The organism is Micromonospora sp. A3M-1-15 (assembly GCF_024213425.1).
Classification (GTDB): Bacteria; Actinomycetota; Actinomycetes; order Mycobacteriales; family Micromonosporaceae; genus Micromonospora; species Micromonospora chersina.
Genome location: NZ_JANAVK010000009.1, coordinates 45,244 through 71,058 on the forward strand (window position 1 = coordinate 45,244; position 25,815 = coordinate 71,058).

The following is a 25,815-nucleotide window of genomic DNA, read 5'->3' on the forward strand; positions in this document are numbered from 1 at the left end:
CTCAGCCCTCGGCGACGCCGGCGGCTCAGCCCTCGGCGAGGGCGTCCAGCACCAGCGCGGCCGTCCAACTGAACGCCGGCGAGCCGAGCCCCGCCCCGGTGTCCGGGTGGAAGTACTCGTGGCACCCGGCCCCGTCGACGAGGTCCAGCATGGACTCGCGGAGCCCGGCGGCCAGGTCGGCGCGGCGGTGGGTACGCAGCCCCTGCCACAGGATCCAGTTGGTGTTCAGCCAGCTCGGGCCGCGCCAGTAGCGCAGCGGCTCGAAGTCCGGCGCGGTGCGGTCGTGGGTGGGCAGCGGGCGGTCCATCCGGGCGGCCAGGCCGAAGCGGGGCGAGCACGCCTCGGCGAGCACCGCCCGCACGTGGTGGGCCGGCAGGTCGGGCAGCATCAGCGGCATCAGCCCGAGCACCGTCCGGGCCGGGACGAGCCGGTCGGCCCGCACGTCGCGCGGGCGGAAGGTCCCGGTGACCGGGTCGAAGAGCCGGTCGACCAGGGCCTCGGTGATTCGCAGCGCGCGGTCCCGGTGCGGCCCCGGGTCGGCGCCGACCACGGTGGCGATCCGCGCGAGGGCCTGCTCGGAGACCCCGAGCGCCGCGTTGACCAGCGGGCACTCCACCAGGAACGGCTGCCGGCCGAGCAGCCCGTCGTCCCGGTAGCGGCCCGCCCGGTAGGCGGCCACGAGCGCGACGTAGCGCGCGTAGTCGAGGTCGGTGGGGCGGTGCGCCGCGTCGGCGTGCGCGGTGTCGTGCCGGCGGTACGCGCGCATCACCGCCTCGTCGGCGGGCACCGCGGCCATGGGGGCGTCCCAGGCGGGGCTGTTGTCCAGGCCGGACTCCCACGGGTGCACGATGGCGGCCAGCCCGCCCCCGCCGATATCCCGCCGGCCGGTCAGGTAGCGCTGCTGGGCGACCAGCCGCGGGTAGAGCCAGCGCAGCGCCGCCACCGACGCCTCGGAGGGGGCGCGGCGGTGCACCAGCCAGGCGGCCGGGGCGTGCACCGGCGGCTGGACGATCCCCGAGGTGGCCGCCGCCGGGGCGCCGTCGGCCCGGGCCGACTCCCAGAACTCGGGCCCGGGGAAGTACGCGCCGGCCCGCAGCGCCGGGTTGAAGACGATGTGCGGCACCCGCCCGTCGGCCCACTGCGCGGCGAACAGGCTGCGCAGCTCCCGCCAGGCCCGGTCGGGGCGGGCGTGCACCAGCCCGACGGCGATGAACGCCGAGTCCCAGCTCCACTGGTGCGGGTAGAGGGTGCGGGAGGGGACGGTGTGGTCGTGCTCCCAGTTGGCGTCCAGTGTGGTGAGCGCGAGCCGGCGCAGCCGGGCGGCCCGCTCGGGGTCGGTGCGGCCGGGGCCGCCGGCCCGCACCCCGGCCCTGCCCGCGTTCACGCCGCTGCCCGCCGCGGCCGTGCCTGGGCGAGGACGGTGGCGGCCTGGCGCAGGGCGGCGACCGGTTCGCCGCGCAGGCGGCACTCCAGCGCCAGCCAGCCGGGGTAGCCGATCCCGTCCAGGGTGGCCAGCAGCGCCGGCCAGTCCAGGTGCCCGGCGCCCGGCTGGTAGCGGTTGGAGTCGCTGACCTGCACGTGCCCCAGGTACGGCGCGGCCGCGCGGAGCGCCGCGCAGGCGTCGTCCTCCTCGATGTTCATGTGGTAGGTGTCGGCGACCACCCGGACCGAGGGCAGGCCGACGGCGCGGCACAGGGCGACCGCCTCGTCGAGCCGGTTGACCATGTGGTCCTCGTACCGGTTCAGGGGTTCCAGGAAGAGGGTGACCCCCTCGGCGCGGGCGTGCTCGCCCAGCTCGCCCAGGGCGTCGACGAGCACCTGCCGGTCGCCCTCGGGCGGGCGGGGCGGCTCGAACGGCGGCAGCCGGCGGGAGAACATCCCCCAGGCGGCCGGGGTCATGGCGCCGATGCCGCCGATTTCGGCGATCACCGAGAGCTGGGAGCGCAGGTTGCGCACCGCGTCCCGGGACCGGGCGGGGTCGAAGTCGCCGATGAAGTGGTCCATCTCGACGCAGACGGTCGGCATGACCACGCCCTCGGCGCGGGCCCGGCGCAGCTCGGGCAGCCGCCGGGCGAGGGCCAGGTCGCCCCGGCCGCGCAGCTCGATGCCCTGGTAGCCGAGGGAGACGGCGAGGGCGTACTTCTCGGACAGGCCGGCGCCGGGGAGCAACTGCTCCTGGCAGGCGAGTGGGATGGTCATTCAGAACCTCAGCACGACTTGGAGGACGTCACCGGCACCGTGGTCGAGCAACGCCAGCGCGTCGGCCACCGCGCCCGCGTCGACGACGTGGCTCACCAGGGGCAGCGGGTCGACGCTGCCCTCGGCCACCAGGTCCATGAAGGTGTGCGCGATCCGCGCCCCGGTCCACCGGCCGGCCGTGCCGGGCGCCGGGGCGGGCCCGGAGACCTGGGCCGCCACCAGCTGGATCCGGTTGTGGTGGAACTCCTCGCCGAGTCCCAGCCCGTGGGCGTACCCCTGGTAGAAGCCGGCGGCCACGACGCGGCCGGCGTGGGCGGTGGCGCGGATGGCCTCGTGCAGCGCCGGGTACGACCCGGACAGCTCCAGGCAGACGTCCGCGCCGCGGCCGCCGGTGGCCGCGTGCAGCGCGGCGGCGGCGGAGTCGACGGCGGCGTCGACGACCCGGCGGGCGCCGAGCCGGGTGGCGTGCGCGAGCCGGTCCGGCACCCGGTCGACGGCCACCACCCGGGCTCCGGAGAGGACGGCGAGGCGGGTGCCGAGCAGCCCGATCACCCCCTGCCCGAAGACACCGACCCAGTCGCCGAGGTGCAGGTCGCCGGCGAGCACGGCGGTCAGCGCGATGGCGCCCGGGCGGGCGAACACGGCGACCAGGGGGTCGAGCCCGGGGGCGAGCGGGGTGACGGCGTCGGCCGCCAGCACGGCCTCCGCGCGGTGCCCCCAGATGCCCCAGACGACCTGGCCGGGTCGGCGGTCGGCGACGTCGTGTGCGACCTCGACGACTTCGCCGACCTCCTCGTAGCCGAAGCCCACCACCGGGTACGCGGGCGCGGCCTGCCGGGGCACGAACATCCGGGTGGCGTCGTCCCAGTCCTTGCTGAGCCGGGGGTTGCTGCCCCGGTAGAGGGTCAGCTCGGTGCCGGCGGAGATCCCGGAGTAGCAGGTGCGGACGCGGACCTGACCCGGGCCGAGCCGGTCCGGGGGGCAGGGCTCCAGGCTCACGCGCCGGGGCCCGGCCAGAGAGACAACCCAGTTGCCCATGGCGTCGCTCCGAGGGAAGTGCCGGACCCGATCCTACCCCGAAATATCGATAAATGTCTTGTAAATGATCAATCGAGGGCGTTGAATCCCTGATGTACCCTTCGAGAGGAGTGCCACCGATGCCATCGCCCTCGATGCGGATCCTCGCCCCCACCCTGATCATGGCACTTGCCGGGACAACCCTGCTGGCCTGCGGTGACGACGAGCCGAAATCCGACAGTTCCCAGATAACCGTGTGGAGCCTGGAAGACGTGGCGGACCGGGTGAACGCCACGAAGGCGATCATCGCGGACTACACCGCCAAGACCGGCGTCAAGGTCAACCTGGTCACCGTCAACGAGGACCAGTTCCCCTCCCTCATCGCCTCCAGCGCCGCCGCCGGCGACCTGCCCGACGTGGTCGGCTCGGTCTCCCTGGCCGGGGTGCGCACGCTGTCCGGCAACGACCTGCTGGAGCCGGACGCCAACAAGAAGGTCGTCGAGAAGCTCGGCCGGGACACGTTCTCCCCGCGCGCCCTCGAACTGACCAGCGAGGACGGCAGGCAGCTCGCCGTGCCCAGCGACGGGTGGGGCCAGCTGCTGGTCTACCGCAAGGACCTGTTCGCCGCGGCGGGCCTGGCCGCCCCCGACACGTACGAGAAGATCGCCGCCGCGGCGGCCAAACTGAACACCGGCGGCGTCGCCGGCATCACGGCGGCGACCGCGCCCGGCGACGTCTTCACCCAGCAGACCTTCGAACACCTCGCGCTGGCCAACAACTGCCAGCTCACCGACGACGCCGGCAAGGTCACGCTCGACTCCGCCGAGTGCGTCGAGGCGTTCCGCTTCTACGGCGACCTGATGCGCAACAACTCGGTCAAGGGCGCGCAGGACGTGGACACCACCCGGGCCACCTACTTCGCCGGCAAGGCGGCCATGCTGATTTGGTCGCCGTTCATCCTCGACGAGCTGGCCGGGCTGCGCAACGACGCCAAGCCGACCTGCCCGCAGTGCCAGTCCGACCCGGCCTGGCTGGCGAAGAACAGCGGCTTCGTCACCGCGATCAAGGGCCCGAACGGCGCCGAGCCGGCCCAATATGGCGAGATCAGCTCGTGGGCGGTGCTCGACGGCGCGAGCGACTCCGCGTCGTCCTTCGTGGAGTACATGCTCTCCGACGGCTACCCGCGCTGGTTCGGCATGTCCCCCGAGGGGCGCTTCCCGGTGCGCACCGGAACCGCGGAGGACAAGCAGAAGTTCCTCACCGCCTGGAACACCAGCCAGGCCGGTGTGGACCGCAAGCAGCCGCTGTCGGCGGTCTACGGGGAGGACGTGCTCGCCACCCTGCGGAAGAGCCCCGACACCTTCCAGCGCTGGGGCCTGACCCAGGGCCAGGGGAAGCTGGTCGGGGCGATCCTCGGTGAGCTGCCGGTGCCCCGGGCGCTCGCCGACGTGGTCGGCGGGAAGTCCGACGCCCGCGCCGCCGCCGAGCGGGCGAAGAAGGACGTCGACGCGATCGCCAAGGGCGTGAATTGACCACCACCGCGCCGGAGGCCGGCCGCTCCCCCACCGGGGAGCGGCCCCGCCGGCCCGGCCGACGCCCGCTCACCCTGCGCCGCCGCGAGTCCCGCGCCGGGCTCGCGCTGGTCACCCCCACCCTGCTCGTCGTGGTCGCGGTGATCGGCATCCCCATCGTCTGGACCGTGGTGCTGGCCTTCCAACGGGTACGCCTCGCGACCCTGCGCCGGACCGGCCTCTTCGGCGAGCTGACCCTGGACAACGTCGACCGGGTGCTGCACACCCCCGGCTTCGCCGACACGCTGTGGACCACCGTCGTCTACAGCGCCGGCGGGACGGTCGGCTCCATCCTGGTCGGCCTGGTGGCGGCGCTCGTCGTCCGCCGGCCGTTCCGGGGCCGCACCATCGTCCGCGCGTCCATGCTGCTGCCGTACGTGGCGCCCGTGGTCGCCATGACGTTCGTCTGGCAGGTGATGCTCGACCCGCAGATCGGCTTCGTCAACGACTGGGGCCGGCGGTTCCTCGGCTGGGACGCCCCCGTGCCGTTCCTGTCCCAGGAGTCCACCGCGCTCTGGACGGTCATCGCGTTCGAGGCGTGGCGCTACTTCCCGTTCGCCTTCCTGTTCCTGCTGGCCCGGCTCCAGGCCGTGCCCGGTGAGCTGGAGGAGGCCGCCCGGGTCGACGGGGCCACCCCGACCCAGCGCTTCCGGCACATCCTGCTCCCCCAGCTCATGCCGGTGATCGCGCTGATCGGCGTGCTCCGGTTCATCATGACCTTCAACAAGTTCGACGACGTCTACCTGCTCACCGGCGGCTCGGCCGGCACCGAGGTGGTCAGCGTGCGGGTCTACCAGTTCCTCACCGCGCGGACCGACATCGGCGCGGCGGCGGCGCAGGCGGTCGTGCTGGCCGTCGTGCTGATCGTCTTCGTCGCGATCTACCTGCGCTTCTTCAGTGGCCGGCGGGAGGAGACGTGATGGACCGGGACCGGATCGAGACGGTGAGCCTGCGCTGGCTGCGCCGGCTGGTGATCGCCGGCTTCCTGCTCGTCACCCTGTTGCCGTTCTGGTACATGCTGGTGCTCTCGGTACGCCCCATCGAGCGGCTGCTGCTCGACCCCGGCTCGCTGCTCGTGCCGTTCGGCGAGCTGACCGTCGCCACCTACGCCGAGGTGCTGAAGTCCGTGGAGGACGGCGGGCAGGGCTTCCTCGCCTTCATCCGCAACAGCGGCATCGTGGCCCTGTCCGCCACCGCGCTCACCCTGGTGATCGCGATCCCCGGCGCGTACGCGGTGTCCCGGCTGCGGTTCTTCGGCCGGCGGCAGGTCAGCGCGCTGTTCCTGGCGGTCTACCTGTTCCCGTCGATCGTCATCGCGATCCCGCTGTTCGTGGTCTTCACCCGGGCCGGGCTGCGCGGGTCGCTGGTCGGGCTTGTGCTGGTCTACATCTCGCAGACCCTGCCGGTCTCGGTCTACATGCTGAAGAACTACTTCGAGACGATCCCGGTAAGCCTGGAGGAGTCCGCGGCGATCGACGGGGCCGGTCGGCTCGGCATCATCCGCCGGGTCAGCCTGCCGCTCGCCGCGCCATCGGTGATGGCCGTCGCCCTCTACGACTTCATGATCGCCTGGAACGAGTTCCTCTTCGCGCTGCTCTTCCTGGTCGACCGGCCCAACCGGTGGACCGTCTCGCTGGGCCTGTCGCTGCTCTCCGACGGCGTCGAGGTGCCGAAGACGGTGCTGATGGCCGGCTCGGTGATCCTCACCCTGCCGATCGTGATCCTCTTCTTCGCCAGCGAGCGGCTGCTCACCGAGGGTCTCACCAGCGGCGCGGAGAAGGGCTGATCCGCCGCTGCCAGGTGCCGGGAGTGCCCACCCGGCGCCTGGCAGCGCCGCATCTCGGCCCGTGATGCCCGATTCGTGGGCTATCGTCGCTTCGGTCATCGGCGATCGGGGTGGGATGCCAGACGTACGCGAGACACTCACGGTTCCCCGCGCCGGACACCTGCTGCATGTCGAGGTGGCCGGCAGCGAGGGGGTGCCGCTGGTGCTGATGCACGGCTTCCCCGACAACCTGCACCTCTACGACGAGCTGATGCCGCACCTCGGCGATCGGCGGGTCGTCCGCTTCGACTTCCTGGGCTGGGGCCGCTCCGACAAGCCCGCGGGCTACCCGTACACCGCGGACAACATGACCGGAGACCTCGCGGCGGTGATCGACCACCTCGGACTGCGGCGGGTCGTGCTGGTGGCCCACGACGCGTCCGGGCCGCCGGCGATCGACTGGGCCCTGCTCTACCCGCACCGGGTTGCCGCGCTGGTGCTGCTCAACACCTACTACCACCAGACGGCGTCGCTGCGCCGACCACCGGTCATCGCCCTCTACTCGACGCCGCTGCTGCGCGCCGCGGCCCGCAAGCTGGCGGGCCGCGGGTCGGAGCTCGCTCGGCGCCTCTACATCTGGCAGGTGGGCCGGTTCATCCGCGACGACCGCCGTCGCGGCCCGGTGGTGGAGCGCCTGTGCGACAACTTCGTCGCGGCCCAGCCGGCGTTCTGGCGGCTCAACGACGACCTGCTGGGCACCGTCCTGACGCGCCGGCGCCGGATACCCGACCTGCGCCGGTTCGGCGCGCCGGTGCGGGTGATCTTCGGTGTCGAGGACCGCTCCCTCAACCCCCGGGTCGCGCGCCGCTTCGCGCAGCTCTTCCCCCGCGCGGACCTGCACCTGCTGCCGAACGCGGGGCACTTCGTGCAGGTCGACCAGCCGGAGCGGACCGCCCAACTCGTCCTCACCGCCGGTTGACCGCAGTTGACCTTGGCCGGCGGCGGGGACCAGGATGACCCGGTGCGGGCGGCTGCGGAACGGACGGCCAGCGGGCGGCTGGCCCGGCTGATCACCGAGGTGCTCGCGCCGGGCGTCCTGGTGACCGCCCTGCCGCTGGTGGCGGCCGCCCGGGTCAGCCGCCTCCCGCAGCAGTTCCTGCTCTGGGGCGGCACGGCGCTGCTGTTCTGCGCGGTGGTCCCGGTCGGCGTGATCGTGCACGGGGTACGCCGCGGCCGGCTCACCGACCGGCACGTCGGCGACCGTACCCAGCGGGCCCGTCCCCTGCTGACCGGCCTGGCCTCGGTGGCGGTCGGGACGGCCCTGCTGGCCGCGCTGCGCGCCCCCGCCGAGCTGTTCGCCGTGATCGTGGTGATCTTCGTGGTCGGCGCGGCCTGCACCCTGGTCAACCACTGGTGGAAGCTGAGCATCCATGCCGCGGTCGCGGCCGCCACCACGGCCGTCCTGGTGCTGCTGTTCGGCCCGGCGCTGCACGTCGGCTGGCTGCTGGTGGCCGCGGTCGGCTGGTCCCGGGTGGTGCTGCGCGACCACACCTGGCCGCAGGTGGTGGCCGGCGCGGCGACCGGCGGCCCGCTCGCCGCCGCCGCCTTCCTCGCCCTCGGCTGAGGTTCCCCCGACCCGGCCACACAAGATCAGCTACCGTTGACGGTATGGGCAAGCCGACCCGCTGGGTGACCGAGACCAAGCCGGGACACTCGCAGTGGTACGTCGACCGGTTCCGCCAGCTCGCCGCCGAAGGGGCCGACCTGGCCGGTGAGGCGCGGATGCTGGACACGCTCGTCCCGCCGGGCGCCCGGATCCTGGACGCCGGTTGCGGCACCGGCCGGGTGGCCGCCGCGCTGGCCGACCGGGGCCACACCGTGGTGGGCGTGGACGCCGACCCCGTGCTCATCGACGCCGCGCGCGCCGACCACCCCGGCCCGCGCTTCCTGGTCGCCGACCTGGCCGAACTGGACCTGGCCGCGCAGGGCGAGCCCGAGCCGTTCGACGCGGCCGTGGTGGCCGGCAACGTGATGGCGTTCGTCGCCCCCGGCACCGAGCGCGCCGTGCTGACCCGGATCGCGGACCACATCCGGCCGGACGGCGCGGTGGTGGTCGGCTTCGGCACCGACCGCGGCTACCCGGTCACCGACCTGGACGCCGACGCGGTGGCCGCCGGGCTCCGCCCCGAACACCGCTTCGCCACCTGGGACCTGCGTCCCTGGCACGACGACGCGGAATTCGCGGTGACCGTGCTCCGCAAGCCGGCCTCCTGAGCCTTCGGGCGCGCTTGCGGCGGCGGGGCGGGCGTCGCATTCCGGGCCGGCGTCGGCCGAGCCGCGACCCCGCGGAGTGACGGCCCGAGGTCGGGGTCAGGCCGGGGCGGCGACCGTGCGGGCAGCAGCCGGGTCGAGCGGGCTGCCGGCCGGCACCAGGCTGACCAGGCCCGCCGGCAGTCGGACCGGGCGCACCCCGGCGTAGCCGAGCATGCCCGGCACCTCGGCGCCGGCCAGCACGTACCGCCGGCCGAGGTCGGTGACCAGGCAGACCGCGCCGCCGCCGGCACCGGGGGCGGCGACCGACTCGACAAGCGCCCCCCGCCCCGGCTCCACCAGCACCTGGTCGGCGAACCCGCCCCGGCCGGTCGTCGTCCGGGCGGCGGCGGAGAGGTCCGGCGGGGTGGCACCGAGCCGGACCTCCCGCACGCCCGTGTCGTCGCCGGCCCGGGCGCAGAGCGCTCCGCCCTCGGCGCTGGCCAGCCGGGGTGGGACGGCGGGCGGGGCGGTCGGGCCGGTGGGCACCAGGTCGGGGAGCTTCGGCAGGGCGGCGAACCGGCCGAGGGTGATCGGTTCCGGGTCGCCCTGACCGGTGCGGGCGAGCAGCAGGGCGGCCTGCAACTCGGTGATGCCGGCGAGCCCGGCCCGCCCGGCCACCGCGTACTGGCGGCCGCCACCGGAGTTCCGGACCAGGTAGACGTCGCCGACGGTGGCGCCGGTGACCCGCTCGGACGGGGCGCCGAGGTCGCGCAGCGGGGGCGGCGCCAGATCGGCGCCGGCCGGCACGGTGTTGAGCAGCGCCGGAGCCACCGGCACCGCCCGTTCCCGGGTGGCGGCCAGCGCGGCGAGCACCCGGTCGGTGTCGCGGAGCAGGTAGCGCCGCTCGTGCCAGAGCAGGTGCAGGCTGCCGTCCGGGTGGCGCAGCAGCACGCCCTCGTCGCCGAGGGGCCGGCCGCCCGTCGCGCCCCGCCCGATCAGCAGCGCCGACCGGGCCTGCGTCCGGCCCGCCTCGGCGGCCGTGACCGAGCAGACCGTCCACGCCCCGCCGGCGAGCCGCCCCGGCGCGGGCAGCGAGTCGGGAGCGTCGGCGATGCCGAGCGGCAGGCCGCGCGGCACCCCCTCGACGGAACGGCGGGAGACCAGCACGGTCTTCGGCCGCTCCGCCCCGATGACCAGCAGCGCCGAGGCGTAGTTGAGCACCGGGTGCAGCTTCTCCTCCCGGTAGACGAACCGCGCCCCGGACTCCTTCTCCACGATCACCGCGCCCGGGTCACGCCAGGCGCTGCCACCACCGGCGAACAGGCCGTAGAGGGCGACCCCGCCGAGCGCGATCACCGCGACCAGCACGCTGGCCAGGCCCGCGCCGGCCAGCCGGCGGAACGGCGACTGTGCGGGGTCGGTCTCCCGCATCACCAGCGCGGCGACCGCCCGCTGGACGGTGAACTGGTAGGAGTGGAGCTGGTCCTGCCGGGACGGCATCGGGTCCCTTCCGAGAACGATCGTCGGCGCACAGGATATGCGCTCCGTCGATCTCCCGGGGACCCTCCGTGTCGGCGGACGCGTTCCCGGGCGACGGAACCGCTATCCCCTGGGGGGTATGTTGGACGCAGGAGGTGCACGGTGAAACTTCGACCCGAGATGACCAGCGACGCCCTGACCCGGCTCAAGCGTGCCCGCGGCCAGCTCAACGCCGTCATCGAGATGATCGAGAACGGCGAGGACTGCCGCGCCACGCTGACCCAGCTCGCGGCCGTCTCCAAGGCGATCGACCGGGCCGGTTTCAAGATCATTGCCTCCGGCATGCGGCACTGCGGCACCGCCCGCGACCGGGGCGAGCAGCCGGAGATGACCGAGGAGGAGTTGGAGAAGCTCTTCCTGGCCCTGGCCTGACCGGGCGGATTACCGCCCGCGCGCCTGATCCCGGCGCGGGCGGGTACCTCCCGCCCTGGGTACGCGGGGACGGAAGGGAGCACCGCCATGGCAGTCGAGGTTTCGGTGATCGCGACATCGTCGCTGGGTGACCGCAGCTATCTGGCCTCGGACGGGCGGGTGGCGATCGTGGTCGACCCCCAGCGCGACATCGACCGGGTGTTGTACCTCGCCGGGGAGAAGGGTGTCCGCATCACGCACGTGGTGGAGACGCACGTCCACAACGACTACGTCTCCGGCGGGCTGGAACTGGCCCGGATCACCGGCGCCCGCTATCTGGTGGCGGCCGCGGACGAGGTGGGCTTCGACCGCACGCCGGTCTCCGACGGCGACCAGGTGCCCGTCTCCGACTCCCTGCGGCTGCGGGTGATCGCCACGCCCGGTCACACCTTTCACCACCTGTCCTACGTCCTCGACGAGGCCACCGACGGCGGCTGGCAGCCGGTCGGGGTGTTCACCGGTGGGTCGCTGCTGTTCGGCACCACCGGCCGCACCGACCTGCTCGGCGGCCGGCACGCCCACGAGCTGGCCCACGACCAGCACGCCTCCGCGCGGCGGCTGGCGGATCTGCTGCCCGACGGGGCGCAGGTGTGGCCGACGCACGGGTTCGGCAGCTTCTGCTCGGCCAGCCAGGCCGACGCCTCCGACTCGACCATCGGCCGGGAAAAGGCCAAGAACCCCGTGCTGCGGCTGGCCGCGGACCAGTTCGTCACCGAAACCCTCGCCGGCCTGGACGCCTACCCTGCCTACTACGCCCACATGGGCGTGGCGAACACCACCGGCCCGGCCCCCGTGGACCTGACCCCCGTCACCCGCGCCGACCCCACCGAACTGCGCCAGCGCATCACCGCCGGGCAGTGGGTGGTCGACCTGCGACACCGCACCGCCTACGCCACCTCACACCTCGCCGACACGGTCAGCCTCGGCCTCGACGGGCCGATGTCGACCTGGCTCGGGTGGCTCATCGACTGGGGCACCCCCATCACCCTGCTCGCCGACACCCCCGAACAGGTCGCCGACGCCCAACGCGAACTGGTCCGCATCGGCATCGACCGCCCCGCCGCCCACGCCACCGGCGGGGTTGAGCAGTGGACGACCGAACCGGGACAGCTCCGCGAACTGCCCATGGCCGACTTCCCCGCCCTCGCCGCCGCCCACGCGGGCGACACCCCCGCCGGCCTGCCCGCCCCGGACGTGGTCCTCGACGTGCGCATGACCAACGAATGGAACACCGGCCACATCGAGGGCGCGGTGCACATCCCCCTGCCCGACCTACCCGCACGGCTCGCCGACGTGCCCGCCGGCGCCATCTGGGTCCACTGCGGCTCCGGCTACCGCGCCACCGCCGCGGCATCACTGCTGGCGAACGCCGGCCGCCGGGTCGTCGTCATCAACGACACGTTCGACCAGGCCGAAAGCGCCGGCGTCGCCATGGCCGACCAGACCTGACCCCCGCGAGCCATTCGACTCCGGCGCTCTGCGCGGCCGCTCGACGTGCGCCCCTGCCGGGTTCGAGTCTTCCTGGTCGGGCTGACCCGGATCGCGCCGGTGCGACCGAATGGACGGCCCGGGACCGAGCGCTGCTCGCGGCGCGGCGCGACCCGGGCCGCCGCACTGGCGGTGCTGCTGCTCGGGAACATCCGGTGGGCTGCCGTCGCCCCCCGTTCGCGGGACTCGCCGTGGGAGCGCTTGCCGTAGCCGGTACGGTCACCAATGGCGGGCGTGGGGCCGCCGAAGGAGGGACACAGTGGACAGCAGCGCCTGGGACACCCGGTACGCCAGCACACCGGGTCTGGTCTGGAGCGCCGAACCGAACCGGTTCGTGGTCGAGTCGGTCACGGGGCTCACTCCGGGCGCCGCCCTGGACCTCGCCGCGGGCGAGGGGCGCAACGCGGTCTGGCTGGCCGAGCAGGGCTGGCGGGTGACCGCGGTGGACTTCTCGCCGGTCGCCGTCGCCCGGGGACGCGAGCTGGCCGCCGGCCGGGACGTCCCGGTCGAGTGGCGGGTCGCCGACGTCACGGCGTACCGGCCGGTGCCGGGCAGCTACGACCTGGTGCTGATCAGCTACCTGCACCTGCCCGCCGACGACCTCGCCGGGGTGCTGGCCGCGGCCAGGCAGGCCCTGCGCCCCGGCGGCACCCTCGTCGTGGTCGGCCACGACCTGGCGAACCTGACCGGCGGCACCGGCGGGCCGCAGGACCCGGCCGTCCTGCTCACCCCGGAGGCGGTGGTCGACGGCCTCGCCGGGCTGCACATCCGGCGCGCCGAGACGGCCCGCCGACCGGTGTCCACCACCGACGGCGGCACCGTCGACGCGCTCGACACGGTCGTCGTGGCCACCCGGCCCGCCGACTGACCCGCCCCACCGGCCGGCGTGGGCGCGGACGGGTAGCCGGCGGCCGGCTCACGGACGCAGGATCAGCCGGATCGGGTTGCCCTCCTTCTCGTGCACCCGTCGCACCGCCTCGGGCGCGTCCGCCAGCGGCAGCACGTCGCTGACCGACCCGGACAGGTCGAGACGGCCCAGCCCGGTGAGCGTCACCAACTGCCCGACGTGCTCGGCCTCGGAGCCGTAGTGGCCGAGCACCGCCTGCCGGTTGTAGGTGAACCGGCTGTCCGAGGGGATGCTGATCGGCTGGTTGGCGATGCCGGCGAGCACCAGCCGGCCGTGCCGCCCGAGCACGGTCATGGCCTGCTCCCGGACCGCGTTGACGCCGGCGAAGTCGAACGCCACGTCGAGCCCCCGGGTGCCGACCAGTTCGAGCACGGCGTCCTTGAAGCCGTCGTCCGCCGGGTCGATGGCCAGGTCCGCGCCGAGGGCGAGCGCCCGGTCCCGGGCCGCGGGCAGCGGGTCCACGGCGATCACCGGCGCCGCGCCGACCAGCAGCAGCAACTGCACCGCGTGCGCGCCGAGGCCACCGACGCCCCACACGGCGACCGCCTCCGCCGGCCGCACCCGCCCGGTCTCGGTCACCGCCGCCCATGGCGTGGAGACCGCGTCGGGGATGATGCAGGCCTGCTCGAACGAAATCAGATCGGGAACCGGGACCAGGGTGTCCTCGCGGGCCAGGGCGTATTCGGCCCAGCCGCCGTCGTAGTCGACGCCGCGGGTGAGCACGAGCCCGAACCGGTCCCGCTCCCCCGCCTGGAGCAGCACCCGCTGGCCCGGATCCCAGCCCCGCACCCCGTCACCGAGCGCGTCCACCGTCCCGGCCACCTCGTGGCCGAGGGTCACCACGTCCCCCGCCAGGTGGAGCGGGGTCAGGGTCCCGTCGATCAGGTGCACGTCCGACAGGCACACCCCGGCCGTGGCGACCCGGATCCGCACCTGGCCGCGCTCCGGCTCGGGCACCGGCACCGATTCCATCCGCAGCGCCCGCTCCGCCACGTGCAGCCGTCCGGCCAGCATCTCCGCCACGCTCGCTCCCCTCCCCGGGTCCTCGACCGGCGACGGCTCCAGTGGGGCACGCCGAGCCGGAGTCGTCGGGGGGCGTACCCGCCGCCGGCCCGCCGATGCGCCCCACCGGGAAAAACGCCCCGCGCCGCCCATAACCGCGGGCCGCCGGGCGGCCGGCCGGTAGCATCCGGTCACGGACCGGCGGAGAGGACACCCGTGGGCACACGCTTCGAGGAACTGGCCTGGCGGGAGACGCCGATCGGTGAGATAAGCCTGCGCCGGCGCCGCGACCCGTCGCTCGACGTCGACGTGTACGAGGTGAAGCTCGACGACGAGTTCCTGATGTCCAGCCTCTTCCCGGTCGCGGAGATCGAACTCGCCCGGCTCGGGCTGGCCCCGCTGACCGCCGGGGACCTGGACGTGGTGGTGGGCGGGCTCGGCCTCGGTTACACGGCGCGCACCGCGCTGGAGGATCCCCGGGTGCGCTCGCTGCTGGTGGTCGAGGCGATCGAGGACGTCATCGACTGGCACCGGCGGGACCTGCTGCCGTTCGCCGCCGGGCTGGCCGCCGACCCGCGTACCCGGTTCGTCCGGGCGGACTTCTTCGCGGCGGTCGCGAGCGGCGCGGGGTTCGATCCGGAGGCGCCGGAGCGGCGGTTCCACGCGGTGCTGCTCGACGTGGACCACTCACCGCGCCAGGTGCTGCACCCCAGCCACGCCGACTTCTACACGGTGGAGGGGCTGCGCCGGCTCGCCGCGCTGCTGCACCCGGAGGGGGTGTTCGCGCTCTGGTCGAACGATCCGCCGGACCCGGCCTTCCAGCGGACGCTGACCGAGGTGTTCCCGACGTCGGTGGCGCACGTCGTCCGCTTCCCCAACCCGTTGCAGGGCCGGGAGGCCGCCAACACCGTGTACGTGGCCCGGCACTGACGGGGCCGGGGCAGGCATGGCGGGAGCCGGAGCGGGAAAGCGGGCGGCCAACCGTACTCCCGGGAGGGTGACATGCGGGCGTTGCTCTGGATCGTCGGCGTCGTGGCCGGCGTGCTCATCCTGCTCGGGCTGCTCCTGGAGGCAGCCCGCTGGCTGATCATCATCGGCGCCATCGCGGTGGTCGTCCTCCTCGTGCTGGCCTTCCTGCGGGGGCGCGGAGTGGCGCAGCGCCAGGGCGGCCCACGTCGCTGACCCACTGCCGTGTGACGAAGTCAGCAACTTACGCCGGCGTAGGTTACCGGTTGGTTAAGTTAGGCTGAGGACCGTCATCCGGCAGCGAGGAGACGGTGATGGACGCGACCGCGGAGCGGCCCTGGACGCGCAGCTACGCCCCCGGCGTACCGGCCGAGATCGCGGAGCCGACCGGCTCGCTCGTGGACCTGCTGACCGACGCGGCCCGCAACTTCGGCCCCCGGGTGGCCCTGGACTTCTACGGCGCCACCACCACCTACGCCGACCTGGCCGATCAGGTCGCCCGGGCGGCCGAGGCGCTGCGCCGGCTCGGTGTCGGCGCCGGCGACCGGGTGGCGCTGGTGCTGCCGAACTGCCCGCAGCACGTGGTCGCCTTCTACGCGGTGCTGCGCCTCGGCGCGGTGGTGGTCGAGCACAACCCCCTCTACACCGCCGACGAGCTGGCCCACCAGCTCACCGACCACGGCGCCCGGGTCGCGGTGGTCTGGGACAAGGTCGCCCCGCTGGTCGCGGGGCGGGGCGCGGTGGAGACGGTGCTGGCCGTCGACCTGACCGGGGCGCTGCCCCGGCTCAAGCGCTGGGCGCTGCGGCTGCCGCTGCCCAAGGTCCGCGCCGCGAGGGCCGCCATGACCGCCCCGGCCCCCGGCGCGCTCTCCTGGTCGGCACTGGTCGCCGACGCCGCCCCGCTGGCCGCCGACCACCCCGCGCCCCGGCCCGCCGACACCGCGCTGCTCCAGTACACCGGCGGCACCACAGGCGTCCCGAAGGGCGCCGTCCTGACCCACCGCAACCTGCGGGCCAACGCCGCGCAGGGCCGCGCCTGGGTGCCCGGCCTGCGCGACGGCGCGGAGACCGTGTACGCCGTGCTGCCGCTGTTCCACGCGTACGGGCTGACCCTCTGCCTGACCTTCTCGGTGAGCATCGGGGCCACCCTGGTGCTCTTCCCCCGCTTCGACCTCGACCAGGTGCTCGACGCGGCGCGCCGCCGCCCGCCGACCTTCCTGCCCGCCGTCCCGCCGATCTACGCGCGGCTCGCCACCGCGGCCCGGGAACGCGGCGTCGACCTCACCTCCGTCCGGTACGCCATCTCCGGCGCCATGGCGCTCCCGCCGGCCACCGTGCAGCTGTGGGAGTCGGTGACCGGTGGCCTGCTCGTGGAGGGCTACGGGATGACCGAGACCTCCCCCATCACCCTGGGCAACCCGGTCGCCCCGACCCGCCGGCCGGGCACGGTCGGGGTGCCGTTCCCCTCCACCGAGGTGCGCCTCGTCGACCCGGAGGACCCGACCCGGGACCGCGCCCCCGGCGAGGCCGGCGAGCTGCTGGTCCGCGGCCCACAGGTGTTCGCCGGCTACTGGAACCGCCCCGAGGAGACCGCCTGCGTGCTGCTGCCTGACGGCTGGCTGCGTACCGGGGACGTGGTCACCATGGACGCCGACGGCTTCGTCACCGTGGTCGACCGGATCAAGGAGCTGATCATCACGGGCGGGTTCAACGTCTACCCGTCCGAGGTGGAGGAGGCGCTGCGCCGCATCCCCGGTGTCCGCGAGGCCGCCGCGGTGGGCCTGCCCACCGCCGACGGCGAGGAGGTGGTGGCCGCCGTGGTGCTCGACCCGGGGGTGGGGGCCGACTGTGACTCGGTCCGCTCGGCCTGCCGCCGGCACCTCGCCGGCTACAAGGTGCCCCGCCGGGTGGTGGTGGTCGACGACCTGCCCCGCTCGCAGATCGGCAAGGTCCTCCGCCGCGAGGTCCGCGACCGCCTGCTCGCCGAGGGCTGACCCGGCCTCAGGACTCCCACAGCCGGCCGGGGCGACCGTCAGCGCGCGAGGCCGGCGTGCGTGCCGTGTTCCGAGGCCAGGATGGCGGCGCTCAGCTCGCTCACGAATTCCCGGACCTCGTCGCCCCGGCCCGGATCGGTGTCCGGACCAGACCCGTACCACCAGTCGCGTGCCCAGACGATGAGGTCCGCCCACCGGGGGCGGGCGGCGACGGTCTCGTCGGCGGCCCGCCGCTTGGACAGCTGCCTGCCGTGCTCAAGGCGCTGCAGGGCCCGGCAGAGGGTGAGCACCGCGTAGGACTGGGCTCCGGGAGTGGTCATCCGGGTCACCCAGGTCGGCCAGTCGCGGACGTGGTCCAGCAGGGCCGAGCGGACGAGGTCGGCGTCGACCGCGGGCAGCAGTTCCTCGGCCGGCGGTCCCAGCAGGCTGCGGCCGTGGTCGTGCACCGTGGACCAGGTCACCACGCGGTGCCTGGTGGCGGGCAGCAGGTGCAGCGACTCACCGGGGCTGACCCGGGCGATGACGTGGTCGTGACCGGTGCGCCCCTGCGCGGCGTCGCGCACGGCGGCCAGTGACACGTACTCCACCTCGATCCTGCCGGCCCACCGCGGATGCCGCCCGTCGAGGTCCGCGTGCAGGCCGGCGAGCACGTCGAGAAGGCTCTCGTCCGGGTCGGCGCCCAGCACCGCGAGCAGATCAAGGTCGCTGCGGTCCGCCGCGAAGTCGCCGGCGATCAGCGAGCCGTGCAGGTAGAGGCCCAGGAGCCTGCCGGCCAGGGCAGCGTTCCACGCGTCACGCAGATCCGACAGGACCGTCTCGGGCGTCGTCACCGGGTCATCCTGCGCCGCAGGCGGCCGCTCCGCCACCGGGTAAACGCGCGCGACCGCTCACCAGACCCGGAGGCCCGCGGCGCCGCCACCACGGCCCTGGACGACATCGAGCTGTTCCTCCATCCCCGACGTGCCAGGTGGCGGGGCCGCCTGTGGAGAGTTCTCCGTCCCTGGACCTGGATCTGACGTCACCCCGGTCCGGTGCCGGCCATCGGTGCCACGGCGAACAGGGGCGGCGCCGGATCGGCTGCCTGGATCGCCGCGACGACCTCCGTCAGCTGCTGGTAGCCGCCGCCGGCCGCCCTGATGAGGGCGTCGGCGTCGGCGTGGTTGCCGAGGTGGCACTCGGCGACGGCCCGCAGGAGGAACGCGACGCCGCACAGGTCCGGCGGGTCGACGCCCGGCCGGACGTCGACAAGCAGCGACCGAGCCGGCTCCGGCCGGTGGTTGAGCAGGTGAGCCAGGCTCATGGCGACCCGAGCGGACGACAGGTGCGGCTGCACGTGGAAGGCGATCTGCGCCAGCTCTTCGATCTCCAGCACCTCTCGGCGATCGACCGGCGAGCCGTTCACCACCGCGGCGTACAGGTACCACAACCCGAACTGGACGGTGAGCACCTGCCCGATCGCGGCGGCGACCACGGGATCGGTGGTGTCGGCGCGAGCCAGCGCCGCGAGCCGCTCGGCTTCGGCGACGAAGTCCGCCGCCGACTGCGCGCGTCCCGTGCCCCAGCGCTGCTGGAAGGCGGCGAGCGCGACCCGGGGGTCCTCGCCGTCGCCAACAGGATGGCCGAGCGGAGGGCTGATCGTTCGCAACGCCCTGCTGATCTCCTCCTGGTAGTAGGCCGCCCGCAACCCGGCGCGGGTGGCCGTCGGCGCCGAGAGCCAGCGGAGCAGGTTGCGGCCGTCGCTGCGGGGCGACGTCCCGGGGATGAGATTGACCAGCCCGAGCAGCGCCGCGACAAGCGCCGCCCCGAGCAGTGCGAGGCGTGTCGACGGAGTGCCCGTCGACGCCCCCGCGGCGGCGAGCGCCGCCGCGGCGCACAGGTTCGCCGTCGGGCCAGCGAGGTAGAACAGCACCATCCGCAGCGGCAACGCGGTCGCCGACGGCGCCGGCCGGACCGCCACCTCGTTCCGCCACCCGGTGAAAGGCGCGATTCGGACCGCGATGACCGGCAGGCGCAGCAGCTTCGCCGCGACGAGGTGCCCGCACTCATGCAGGACGACGTGCACCCACAACGACAGGCAGGTGAAGCCGACGGCGGCGATCGCACCCGTCACGGACTCCGTGACGAACAGCGCGAACGCCACCGCCTCCAGCACCAGGAGGACGGCCGCGGCGACCAGCCGGCGGGAGGAGATCACCGCCAGATGGTACGGCCGGACGAATAGAGCCGTGTAAGCACGGAGGGCACGACAACCCGGGTGCGGGCGTCGACGGACTGGTGTTGACTCTGCCGGTGGATCGTCAACGGCTCAGCAGCATCGCGCACACGCGCCACCCGATCGCGGCTCCGATCTTCGGCGTGAACGTCAACCGCCTCCTGCGCCGGGCGGGCCGCCAACCGACGGCTCGTGTCCTCGACCTCGGCTGCGGGGAAGGCGCCTGGGCGTTGCAGGCCCTCGCCCACTACCCCGACGGGCACGCGGACGGCGTGGACGTCAGCTCGTACGCCCTCGAACGTGCCGCCGGCGCCGCCGCCGCACGCGGCCTCGCCGACCGGCTCACGCTGCACGAGCGCGACGCCCGGACGTACGTGCCCGACGGCGACTACGACCTGGTGCTGTGCGTCGGGTCGACCCACGTGTTCGGCGGGTTCGGCCCGACGCTGGAGCTGGCCGGCCGCCACGTGAACCGCGACGGCATCCTCATGGTCGGTGAGGGGTTCTGGCAGGTGCCGCCGACCCCGGAGGCACTCGCGGCGCTCGACGCGAAGCCGGAGGAGTTCACCGACCTCGCCGGCCTGGTCGACGCCGCCGAGCGGGCCGGCTGGACGCCGGTGTACGCCCATGTCAGCGACGCCGCCGAGTGGGACGACTACGAATGGTCGTGGGTGGGCTCGCTCACCGAGTGGGCGTTGGACAACCCCGGCCACCCGGACGCCGCCGAGGCGCTCACCGTCGCCCGGGAGCACCGCGACCAGTGGTTGCGCGGGTACCGCAATGTCCTGGGCTTCGTGACGCTGGCGCTACGCCGCATCTGATGAAGGCAGCCGGTCGGGCTCGGGCAGAGAACGAACCAGTGCCGCCATGTCGCCATGCACGAGGGGAAGACCGTCCAGCTCGCTGATCCCGACCCAGGCGATGTCGTCATGCTCGTCAGGTGCGCGGTTGGTCGGAGCGCCAACCCAGTCTCGGATGTGCCAGACGCCCACCTGAACGGCGTCCTCACCACTGCCGGCATGCCAGTCGCCCACCCGTGAGGAGGACTCCGCCACAATCTGGACACCGAGCTCTTCGCGCATCTCACGCGCGAGGGCTTGGAGTTCCGACTCACCCGCTTCGACATGCCCCCCGGGCAGATCCCAGAGATCCGGGTATGCCCGGCGGGTCGGGCTGCGGTGGACCAGCAGGACCGCGCCGTTCTCCACGAGTGCGCCTGTGACGACGACATGCATGGCGGGATTAGAGCACAGGGATGGGACAAGCTCGCTCCGGCCAGAGGGGACGCGCAGGACAGTCAGCCGAGACCGCGGTGAGCGGCCCACAGCGCACCGGCGCGGCTGGCGGCCCCGTCGACCAGGGCCACCAGCTCGGACCGCTCGGGCACGGGGAACGAGACGTAGGTGCCCCGCCCGCCGGCGGTCGGCCGGCCGTAGGCCTTCGCCGCGAGGCGCCCGTCGGGCAGGAGCCGGACGTTGAGCGTGCTCAGCGTGAACTCCACACCGCGTCGGGTGTCGGTCCAGCGGAGCCCTTCGGGGATCGTGACGTTGATGGCCAGGGCGCTGACCTCGAGGGGGACGTCGCTGCTCATGGGACGCATGTTCGCATGCGGGCCGGCACACGGAATGCGGTGCTCACCACCGCTCCACGAGGTGCTCGCGGCCCTGCGGCGGCTCGTACGGTTCGGGCCAGTAGTCGACGATCCGGCTGATCAGTCCATGCTCGGTCACGTCGAGCCAGACGCACGCGTCCTGCCGCTCGTCGCCCACCCGGACGTCGAGCCACAGGGCGGCCATCGGGCCGTCCGCGACCAGCCGGCGCACCCGCAGGTGCCAGTCACCGGGGTATTCGACGTTGAACCGCAGGAACGCGTCCCTGCCACGGATGCGCTCCCGGGTCTGCGGCATCTCGTAGATCACGTCGTCGGTGAGCAGGCCGGCCAACCCGGGCCAGTCGCGGCTTTCCAGGCGGTCGACGTAGTCCTGGGCGGTCTGTCGGGTCATGGCGGTGTCGCTCACGGGGCGGACCCTACCGCCCGGCACCGACGACCCCGGACGGCGGGATTTGCCGAAACGGCAAGAAGGTTTGGCAGCCGAGGGGGAACATCGAATGCTGGTGGCGTGGACAGCAACGAGCCCGACGCGGAAGGAAGCCGCCGCATGAGTGGACACGGACACCAGCACGCCGAGGACGACGCGCAAGCCATCTTCGAGCCGCCGGCCTGGGACGAGCGGTACTCCGGTGCGGAGAAGATCTGGAGCGGGAACCCGAATCCGCAGCTCGTCGCCGAGGTGGCCGGGCTGACGCCGGGCACCGCGCTCGACGTCGGCTGCGGCGAGGGCGGCGACGTGATCTGGCTGGCTCGCCAGGGCTGGCGGGTCACCGGCGCCGACTTCTCCGCCAACGGCCTGGCCCGGGCCGCCCGGCACGCCGAGGAGGCCGGGGTCGCCGACCGCACCGACTGGTGGCAGGTCGACGCCCGGACCTTCACGGCGGACGGCCGGTCCTTCGACCTGGTCACCAGCCACTTCCTGCACCCGCCGGACGGCGGGATGGTGGAGGTGACCCGCCGGCTGGCCGGGGCCGTGGCGCCCGGCGGGCACCTGCTCGTCGTCGGCCACGCGCCGCACGAGGCGTTCAGCCACCTGACCGCGAGCCAGAGCCGGGCCATGTTCGTCGCCGAGGAGCTGCTGCCCGGCCTGCCGGACGGCTTCGAGGCCCTCGTGGTCGAGCAGCGGCCGCGGACGGTGACCCGCGACGGCGTGACGGTCGACATCGAGGACTCCACGCTGCTCGCTCGCCGCACGTCCTGATCGCCGCGCCCGAGACTGCAACACTCCCGAGCCGGTCCCGGAAGTTTCAGGGGATGCCACTGCGCGACACCCACCCTCCTCCCTTCACCACACTCGACGGTCTTCCCGCACGGAGTCAGCGGAACTGCTGGCGGACGGAGGAACTCACCGTCACGTAGCCGCGAAGCGGGTTTCGGAAGTGTTCCGGAACTTGTTGTTTCCGTGGTGTTGCCGTGCCAGCATGACGTGGCATTGAAGTCCATCGTTCATCGGTTCGGCTCGCGTGGTGCTCGGCGATCGGGACGCAGAACCGAGAGAGGAGGCCATCGTGGCAACGAGTTCCCCCGTCCACTCCCCCGGCTCCCCGCGGAGTCGCTCGTTACGGGTGCGACTGCTCATCAGCGGCACCGTCGCCGCCGTCGCGGCACTCGGTGTGGTGATGGTGATCCCGAACGCGAACGCCGCGGCGAGCACCCTGGGCGCGGCGGCCGCGCAGTCGGGCCGGTACTTCGGCACGGCGATCGCCGCGGGCCGGCTCGGCGACTCGACGTACACCACGATCGCCGGGCGCGAGTTCAACATGGTGACCGCCGAGAACGAGATGAAGCCGGACGCGACGGAGCCCCAGCGGGGCCAGTTCACGTTCAGTTCCGGCGACCAGATCTACAACTGGGCGACCCAGCGCGGCATGAAGGTCCGCGGTCACACCCTCGCGTGGCACTCGCAGCAGCCGGGCTGGATGCAGAGCCTCAGCGGCAGCAGCCTGCGCCAGGCGATGATCGATCACATCAACGGCGTGATGGCCCACTACAAGGGCAAGCTCGCCTACTGGGACGTCGTCAACGAGGCCTTCAACGAGGACGGCAGCCGCCGGCAGTCCAACCTGCAGGCCACCGGCAACGACTGGATCGAGGTGGCGTTCCGCACCGCCCGCACCGCCGACCCGTCGACCAAGCTCTGCTACAACGACTACAACATCGAGAACTGGTCCTACGGCAAGACGCAGGGCGTCTACCGCATGATCCAGGACTTCAAGTCCCGCGGCGTGCCGATCGACTGCGTCGGCCTGCAGACCCACTTCACCGGCGGCAGCTCGCTGCCGAGCAACTTCCAGACCACCCTGTCCAGCTTCGCCGCCCTCGGCGTCGACGTGGCCCTGACCGAGGTCGACGTCACCAACGCCTCCACCACGCAGTACGCCGGCCTGACCCAGGCCTGCATGAACGTGCCCCGCTGCGTCGGCATCACCGTGTGGGGCGTACGGGACAGCGACTCCTGGCGATCCAGCGAGAGCCCGCTGCTGTTCGACGGCGGCGGCAACAAGAAGGCCGCCTACACCTCGGTGCTCAACGCCCTCAACGCCGCCGGCCCGACGGCCACGTCCTCGCCCACCCCGACCGGTGGCACCGCCTCCCCGTCGCCCACGGTCACGCCGGGTGGGGCGAAGCGGATCATCGGCGCCCAGTCCGGCAGGTGCGTCGACGTGCCGAACGCGTCACGCAACAACGGCACGCGGGTCCAGCTCTACGACTGCAACGGCCAGATCAACCAGGCGTGGACCCTCACGTCGAGCAGGCAGCTGACCGTGTACGGCAGCATGTGCCTGGACGCCGCCGGGTCCGGCAACGGCTCGGCCGTGCAGATCTACAGCTGCAGCGGGCAGGCCAACCAGCAGTGGAACGTCAACGGCAACGGCACCATCACCGGTGTGCAGTCCGGACGCTGCCTGGACGTGTGGGGCACCGGCAACGGACAGCAGATCCAGATCTACGACTGCAACGGACAGGCCAACCAGCGGTTCAGCCTGAGCTGACCGGAGGCGTCGATCGCGGTGTGGCGGCGATTCCGTCGCCACACCGCGCCGCCGGTCAGAACCAGGCTTCCCGGGTGTCCAGGGTGGTCCGGTCGAGGCTCTCCAGCAGGTCGAACTGCGGGCCGGTGCGGGGCAGCTCGTAGCGGAAGAAGTACCGGGCGGCCTGCCGCTTGCCGGCGAGGAAGTCGGCGTCCGGGCCGTCCGGGTCGCCCAGCGCCTCGACGGCGAGAAGCTGCTCCAGCCACATCCAGGCGATCACCACGTGCCCGACCGCCTCCAGGTAGACGCTGGCGTTGGCCAGGGCCAGCTCCGGGTCGCCGGCGCCGTGCAGCCGCCGGGTGACCACGGCGATCCGGTCGACCGCCGCGCCGAGCCGGCCGGCCAGCTCGGCCGCCTCGCCCTCGGCCTTCCAGGCCCGGGTCACGGTGGCCCGGATGGTCTCCAGCAGCAGCTCCAGCCCGGCGCCCCCGCGCATGGTGACCTTGCGGCCGAGCAGGTCCAGCGCCTGGATGCCGTGGGTGCCCTCGTGGATGGGGTTGAGCCGGTTGTCCCGCCAGTGCTGCTCGACGTCGTAGTCGCGGGTGTAGCCGTACCCGCCGTGCACCTGGATGGCCAGGTCGTTCGCGGCCAGGCACCACTGCGACGGCCAGCTCTTGGCGATCGGGGTGAGCAGGTCCAGCAGCAGGTGCGCCCGGCCGCGGTCGGCCTCGGCCGGGGCGGTCTTCTCCTCGTCGAGCAGCCGCCCGCAGTAGAGGATGAGGGCGAGCGCGCCCTCCACGTAGCTCTTCTGCGCCAGCAGCATCCGGCGTACGTCGGGGTGCGCCACGATCGGCACCTGCGGCGCGGTGGGGTCCTTGTCGGCGACCGGGCGGCCCTGCGGGCGCTGCCGGGCGTACGCCACGGACTTCAGGTAGCCGGTGTAGCCGAGCGCGGTGGCGCCGGCGCCCACCCCGATGCGCGCCTCGTTCATCATGTGGAACATCTGCGCCAACCCCTGGTGCGGCTCCCCCACCAGGTAGCCGACCGCCCCGGCCCGCCCGTACGGGCGGTGCACGCCCTCGCCGAAGTTGAGCAGCGTGTTGGTGGTGCCCCGGTAGCCCAGCTTGTGGTTGAGGCCGACCAGCACCACGTCGTTGCGCGGACCGAGCGCGCCGTCGGCGTCGAGGAGCACCTTCGGGACGATGAACAGCGAGATGCCCTTGACGCCGGGCGGCCCGCCCGGGATCCGGGCGAGGACCAGGTGGACGATGTTCTCGGCCAGGTCGTGCTCACCGCCGGAGATCCACATCTTGGTGCCGACCAGCCGGTACGTCCCGTCGTCCTGCGGCTCGGCCCGGGTCGTGATGTCCGCCAGGGAACTGCCGGCCTGCGGCTCGGAGAGGCACATGGTGCCGAAGAACCGCCCCTCCACCATGGGCCGGACCCAGGTGTCGATCTGCTCGGCGCTGCCGTGGGCGAGCAGCAGGTTGGCGTTGCCGAGGGTGAGGAACGGGTAGGCGGCGGTGGCCACGTTGGCGGCCTGGAACCAGGCGAAGCAGGCGGCGGCCACGGCGTGCGGCAACTGCATCCCGCCGACCGACTCGTCCATGGTGGCGGCCAGCAGGCCGGTGCCGGCGAACACCTCCAGAGCGGCCTTGACCTGCGGGATCGTGCGTACCCGCTGCCCGTCGAAGCTCGGTTCGGTGGCGTCGGCGGCCCGGTTGTGCGTCGCGAACCGCTCGGCGGCGACCTGCGCGGCGAGGTCCAGCACCGCGTCGAAGGTCTCCCGCGAGTGCTCGGCGTAGCGGGGCCGCTCGGTCAGCCGGCCGACGTCCAGCCAGTCGTGCAGCAGGAACGCCAGATCGCGACGGGACAGCAGGGTGGACGACGACACGGGTCTCCTTCCG

Annotated in this window: 26 protein-coding genes; 15 read left to right on the forward strand and 11 right to left on the reverse strand. The window is 73.4% G+C overall.

The genetic code is table 11. The annotated features are described in order from the left end of the window. Positions 1-25: 25 nt before the first annotated feature. From NLX85_RS31825 to NLX85_RS31835, 3 genes are read right to left on the reverse strand one after another with little or no spacing between them, the layout of a single operon-like run. Positions 26-1,384, reverse strand: a complete 1,359-nt coding sequence (locus NLX85_RS31825) for a hypothetical protein (RefSeq protein ID WP_254341471.1) — start codon at positions 1,382-1,384, stop codon at positions 26-28. Further along, complete coding sequence (locus tag NLX85_RS31830) at positions 1,381-2,199, reverse strand: sugar phosphate isomerase/epimerase family protein (protein WP_254341472.1); 819 nt, start codon at positions 2,197-2,199, stop codon at positions 1,381-1,383. Before NLX85_RS31830 ends, NLX85_RS31825 begins: the two co-directional genes overlap by 4 nt. Next, positions 2,200-3,237 carry a zinc-binding alcohol dehydrogenase gene (locus NLX85_RS31835; RefSeq protein WP_254341473.1) on the reverse strand — a complete coding sequence of 346 codons (1,038 nt, stop codon included), beginning with the start codon at positions 3,235-3,237 and terminating at the stop codon, positions 2,200-2,202. Positions 3,238-3,356: 119 nt separating this feature from the next. Between NLX85_RS31835 and NLX85_RS31840 the strand changes: the two genes are divergently transcribed. The 6 genes from NLX85_RS31840 to NLX85_RS31865 all read left to right on the forward strand — a co-directional run bounded on the left by NLX85_RS31840 (position 3,357) and on the right by NLX85_RS31865 (position 8,826). Next, complete coding sequence (locus NLX85_RS31840; RefSeq protein WP_254341474.1) at positions 3,357-4,748, forward strand: ABC transporter substrate-binding protein; 1,392 nt, start codon at positions 3,357-3,359, stop codon at positions 4,746-4,748. Further along, positions 4,745-5,707 (forward strand): carbohydrate ABC transporter permease, encoded by a 963-nt coding sequence (locus tag NLX85_RS31845; RefSeq protein WP_254341475.1) that lies wholly within the window; start codon positions 4,745-4,747, stop codon positions 5,705-5,707. The genes NLX85_RS31840 and NLX85_RS31845 overlap by 4 nt, the downstream gene beginning before the upstream one ends. Next, positions 5,707-6,573 (forward strand): carbohydrate ABC transporter permease, encoded by an 867-nt coding sequence (locus NLX85_RS31850; RefSeq protein WP_254341476.1) that lies wholly within the window; start codon positions 5,707-5,709, stop codon positions 6,571-6,573. The genes NLX85_RS31845 and NLX85_RS31850 overlap by 1 nt, the downstream gene beginning before the upstream one ends. Before the next feature lie 115 nt (positions 6,574-6,688). Further along, complete coding sequence (locus NLX85_RS31855; protein ID WP_254341477.1) at positions 6,689-7,531, forward strand: alpha/beta fold hydrolase; 843 nt, start codon at positions 6,689-6,691, stop codon at positions 7,529-7,531. Between the two features lie 42 nt (positions 7,532-7,573). After that, the gene (locus NLX85_RS31860) at positions 7,574-8,176 is read left to right on the forward strand and encodes a phosphoesterase PA-phosphatase (protein ID WP_254341479.1); all 603 of its coding nucleotides are present in this window, start codon (positions 7,574-7,576) and stop codon (positions 8,174-8,176) included. 44 nt (positions 8,177-8,220) lie between these two features. Then, entirely contained in the window at positions 8,221-8,826 is a 606-nt protein-coding gene (locus tag NLX85_RS31865) for a bifunctional 2-polyprenyl-6-hydroxyphenol methylase/3-demethylubiquinol 3-O-methyltransferase UbiG (RefSeq protein WP_254341481.1), read from the forward strand. A 96-nt stretch (positions 8,827-8,922) separates the two neighbouring features. On the opposite strand, the gene eccB is transcribed toward NLX85_RS31865, so the two are convergent. Next, positions 8,923-10,305 (reverse strand): type VII secretion protein EccB, encoded by a 1,383-nt coding sequence (gene eccB / locus NLX85_RS31870; protein WP_254341483.1) that lies wholly within the window; start codon positions 10,303-10,305, stop codon positions 8,923-8,925. 141 nt (positions 10,306-10,446) lie between these two features. Here eccB and NLX85_RS31875 point away from each other — a divergent pair, with 141 nt between their 5' ends. The 3 genes from NLX85_RS31875 (at position 10,447) to NLX85_RS33335 (ending at position 13,111) form a co-directional block, all read left to right on the forward strand. Further along, positions 10,447-10,716: a metal-sensitive transcriptional regulator gene (locus NLX85_RS31875; RefSeq protein WP_254341485.1), complete on the forward strand. Its 270-nt coding sequence runs from the start codon at positions 10,447-10,449 to the stop codon at positions 10,714-10,716. An 87-nt stretch (positions 10,717-10,803) separates the two neighbouring features. After that, a complete protein-coding gene (locus tag NLX85_RS31880; RefSeq protein WP_254341487.1) occupies positions 10,804-12,204 on the forward strand; it encodes a rhodanese-like domain-containing protein in 1,401 nt (466 codons plus the stop codon). A gap of 298 nt (positions 12,205-12,502) precedes the next feature. Beyond that, entirely contained in the window at positions 12,503-13,111 is a 609-nt protein-coding gene (locus NLX85_RS33335) for a class I SAM-dependent methyltransferase (RefSeq protein ID WP_308210888.1), read from the forward strand. Between the two features lie 48 nt (positions 13,112-13,159). On the opposite strand, the gene NLX85_RS31890 is transcribed toward NLX85_RS33335, so the two are convergent. Beyond that, positions 13,160-14,164, reverse strand: a complete 1,005-nt coding sequence (locus NLX85_RS31890; RefSeq protein WP_254341588.1) for a zinc-binding dehydrogenase — start codon at positions 14,162-14,164, stop codon at positions 13,160-13,162. Positions 14,165-14,368: 204 nt separating this feature from the next. Between NLX85_RS31890 and NLX85_RS31895 the strand changes: the two genes are divergently transcribed. The 3 genes from NLX85_RS31895 to NLX85_RS31905 all read left to right on the forward strand — a co-directional run bounded on the left by NLX85_RS31895 (position 14,369) and on the right by NLX85_RS31905 (position 17,112). Continuing rightward, on the forward strand, positions 14,369-15,082 hold the full coding sequence (locus tag NLX85_RS31895; protein WP_091309317.1) for a spermidine synthase: 714 nt from the start codon (positions 14,369-14,371) through the stop codon (positions 15,080-15,082). 72 nt (positions 15,083-15,154) lie between these two features. Then, entirely contained in the window at positions 15,155-15,334 is a 180-nt protein-coding gene (locus NLX85_RS31900) for a hypothetical protein (protein ID WP_254341489.1), read from the forward strand. Between the two features lie 95 nt (positions 15,335-15,429). After that, complete coding sequence (locus NLX85_RS31905) at positions 15,430-17,112, forward strand: long-chain-fatty-acid--CoA ligase (protein WP_308210889.1); 1,683 nt, start codon at positions 15,430-15,432, stop codon at positions 17,110-17,112. A gap of 38 nt (positions 17,113-17,150) precedes the next feature. On the opposite strand, the gene NLX85_RS31910 is transcribed toward NLX85_RS31905, so the two are convergent. Both NLX85_RS31910 and NLX85_RS31915 read right to left on the reverse strand, forming a co-directional pair. Beyond that, complete coding sequence (locus tag NLX85_RS31910) at positions 17,151-17,942, reverse strand: aminoglycoside adenylyltransferase domain-containing protein (protein ID WP_254341493.1); 792 nt, start codon at positions 17,940-17,942, stop codon at positions 17,151-17,153. 188 nt (positions 17,943-18,130) lie between these two features. Then, positions 18,131-19,306 carry a hypothetical protein gene (locus NLX85_RS31915; protein ID WP_254341495.1) on the reverse strand — a complete coding sequence of 392 codons (1,176 nt, stop codon included), beginning with the start codon at positions 19,304-19,306 and terminating at the stop codon, positions 18,131-18,133. 161 nt (positions 19,307-19,467) lie between these two features. On the opposite strand from NLX85_RS31915, the gene NLX85_RS31920 reads away from it, so the two are divergent. After that, positions 19,468-20,145: a class I SAM-dependent methyltransferase gene (locus tag NLX85_RS31920; RefSeq protein WP_254341497.1), complete on the forward strand. Its 678-nt coding sequence runs from the start codon at positions 19,468-19,470 to the stop codon at positions 20,143-20,145. Here NLX85_RS31920 and NLX85_RS31925 read toward each other — a convergent pair. The 3 genes from NLX85_RS31925 to NLX85_RS31935 form a co-directional block, all read right to left on the reverse strand. Next, positions 20,131-20,559, reverse strand: coding sequence for an NUDIX domain-containing protein (locus tag NLX85_RS31925; RefSeq protein ID WP_254341498.1), 429 nt, complete (start codon positions 20,557-20,559; stop codon positions 20,131-20,133). The genes NLX85_RS31920 and NLX85_RS31925 overlap by 15 nt on opposite strands. Before the next feature lie 62 nt (positions 20,560-20,621). Next, positions 20,622-20,915, reverse strand: a complete 294-nt coding sequence (locus tag NLX85_RS31930) for a hypothetical protein (RefSeq protein WP_254341499.1) — start codon at positions 20,913-20,915, stop codon at positions 20,622-20,624. Between the two features lie 43 nt (positions 20,916-20,958). Beyond that, the gene (locus NLX85_RS31935; protein WP_256567872.1) at positions 20,959-21,327 is read right to left on the reverse strand and encodes a nuclear transport factor 2 family protein; all 369 of its coding nucleotides are present in this window, start codon (positions 21,325-21,327) and stop codon (positions 20,959-20,961) included. Between the two features lie 156 nt (positions 21,328-21,483). Here NLX85_RS31935 and NLX85_RS31940 point away from each other — a divergent pair, with 156 nt between their 5' ends. Continuing rightward, positions 21,484-22,137 carry a cyclopropane-fatty-acyl-phospholipid synthase family protein gene (locus NLX85_RS31940; protein ID WP_254341501.1) on the forward strand — a complete coding sequence of 218 codons (654 nt, stop codon included), beginning with the start codon at positions 21,484-21,486 and terminating at the stop codon, positions 22,135-22,137. 418 nt (positions 22,138-22,555) lie between these two features. Beyond that, positions 22,556-23,929 (forward strand): endo-1,4-beta-xylanase, encoded by a 1,374-nt coding sequence (locus NLX85_RS31945; protein ID WP_256567873.1) that lies wholly within the window; start codon positions 22,556-22,558, stop codon positions 23,927-23,929. Positions 23,930-23,984: 55 nt separating this feature from the next. Here the strand turns inward: NLX85_RS31945 and NLX85_RS31950 are convergent, their stop codons facing one another. Beyond that, complete coding sequence (locus NLX85_RS31950) at positions 23,985-25,802, reverse strand: acyl-CoA dehydrogenase (RefSeq protein WP_254341503.1); 1,818 nt, start codon at positions 25,800-25,802, stop codon at positions 23,985-23,987. Between the last annotated feature and the right edge of the window lie 13 nt (positions 25,803-25,815).

Excerpts from the sequence above, each read along its gene's own strand:
- NLX85_RS31830 (WP_254341472.1), bottom strand. The coding sequence starts at position 2,199 with ATGACCATCCCACTCGCCTGCCAGGAGCAGTTGCTCCCCGGCGCCGGC.
- NLX85_RS31835 (WP_254341473.1), bottom strand. The coding sequence starts at position 3,237 with ATGGGCAACTGGGTTGTCTCTCTGGCCGGGCCCCGGCGCGTGAGCCTG.
- NLX85_RS31840 (WP_254341474.1), top strand. The coding sequence starts at position 3,357 with ATGCCATCGCCCTCGATGCGGATCCTCGCCCCCACCCTGATCATGGCA.
- NLX85_RS31850 (WP_254341476.1), top strand. The coding sequence starts at position 5,707 with ATGGACCGGGACCGGATCGAGACGGTGAGCCTGCGCTGGCTGCGCCGG.
- NLX85_RS31855 (WP_254341477.1), top strand. The coding sequence starts at position 6,689 with ATGCCAGACGTACGCGAGACACTCACGGTTCCCCGCGCCGGACACCTG.
- NLX85_RS31865 (WP_254341481.1), top strand. The coding sequence starts at position 8,221 with ATGGGCAAGCCGACCCGCTGGGTGACCGAGACCAAGCCGGGACACTCG.
- eccB (WP_254341483.1), bottom strand. The coding sequence starts at position 10,305 with ATGCCGTCCCGGCAGGACCAGCTCCACTCCTACCAGTTCACCGTCCAG.
- NLX85_RS31880 (WP_254341487.1), top strand. The coding sequence starts at position 10,804 with ATGGCAGTCGAGGTTTCGGTGATCGCGACATCGTCGCTGGGTGACCGC.
- NLX85_RS31890 (WP_254341588.1), bottom strand. The coding sequence starts at position 14,164 with ATGCTGGCCGGACGGCTGCACGTGGCGGAGCGGGCGCTGCGGATGGAA.
- NLX85_RS31900 (WP_254341489.1), top strand. The coding sequence starts at position 15,155 with ATGCGGGCGTTGCTCTGGATCGTCGGCGTCGTGGCCGGCGTGCTCATC.
- NLX85_RS31925 (WP_254341498.1), bottom strand. The coding sequence starts at position 20,559 with ATGCATGTCGTCGTCACAGGCGCACTCGTGGAGAACGGCGCGGTCCTG.
- NLX85_RS31930 (WP_254341499.1), bottom strand. The coding sequence starts at position 20,915 with ATGAGCAGCGACGTCCCCCTCGAGGTCAGCGCCCTGGCCATCAACGTC.
- NLX85_RS31935 (WP_256567872.1), bottom strand. The coding sequence starts at position 21,327 with ATGACCCGACAGACCGCCCAGGACTACGTCGACCGCCTGGAAAGCCGC.
- NLX85_RS31940 (WP_254341501.1), top strand. The coding sequence starts at position 21,484 with ATGAGTGGACACGGACACCAGCACGCCGAGGACGACGCGCAAGCCATC.
- NLX85_RS31945 (WP_256567873.1), top strand. The coding sequence starts at position 22,556 with ATGGTGATCCCGAACGCGAACGCCGCGGCGAGCACCCTGGGCGCGGCG.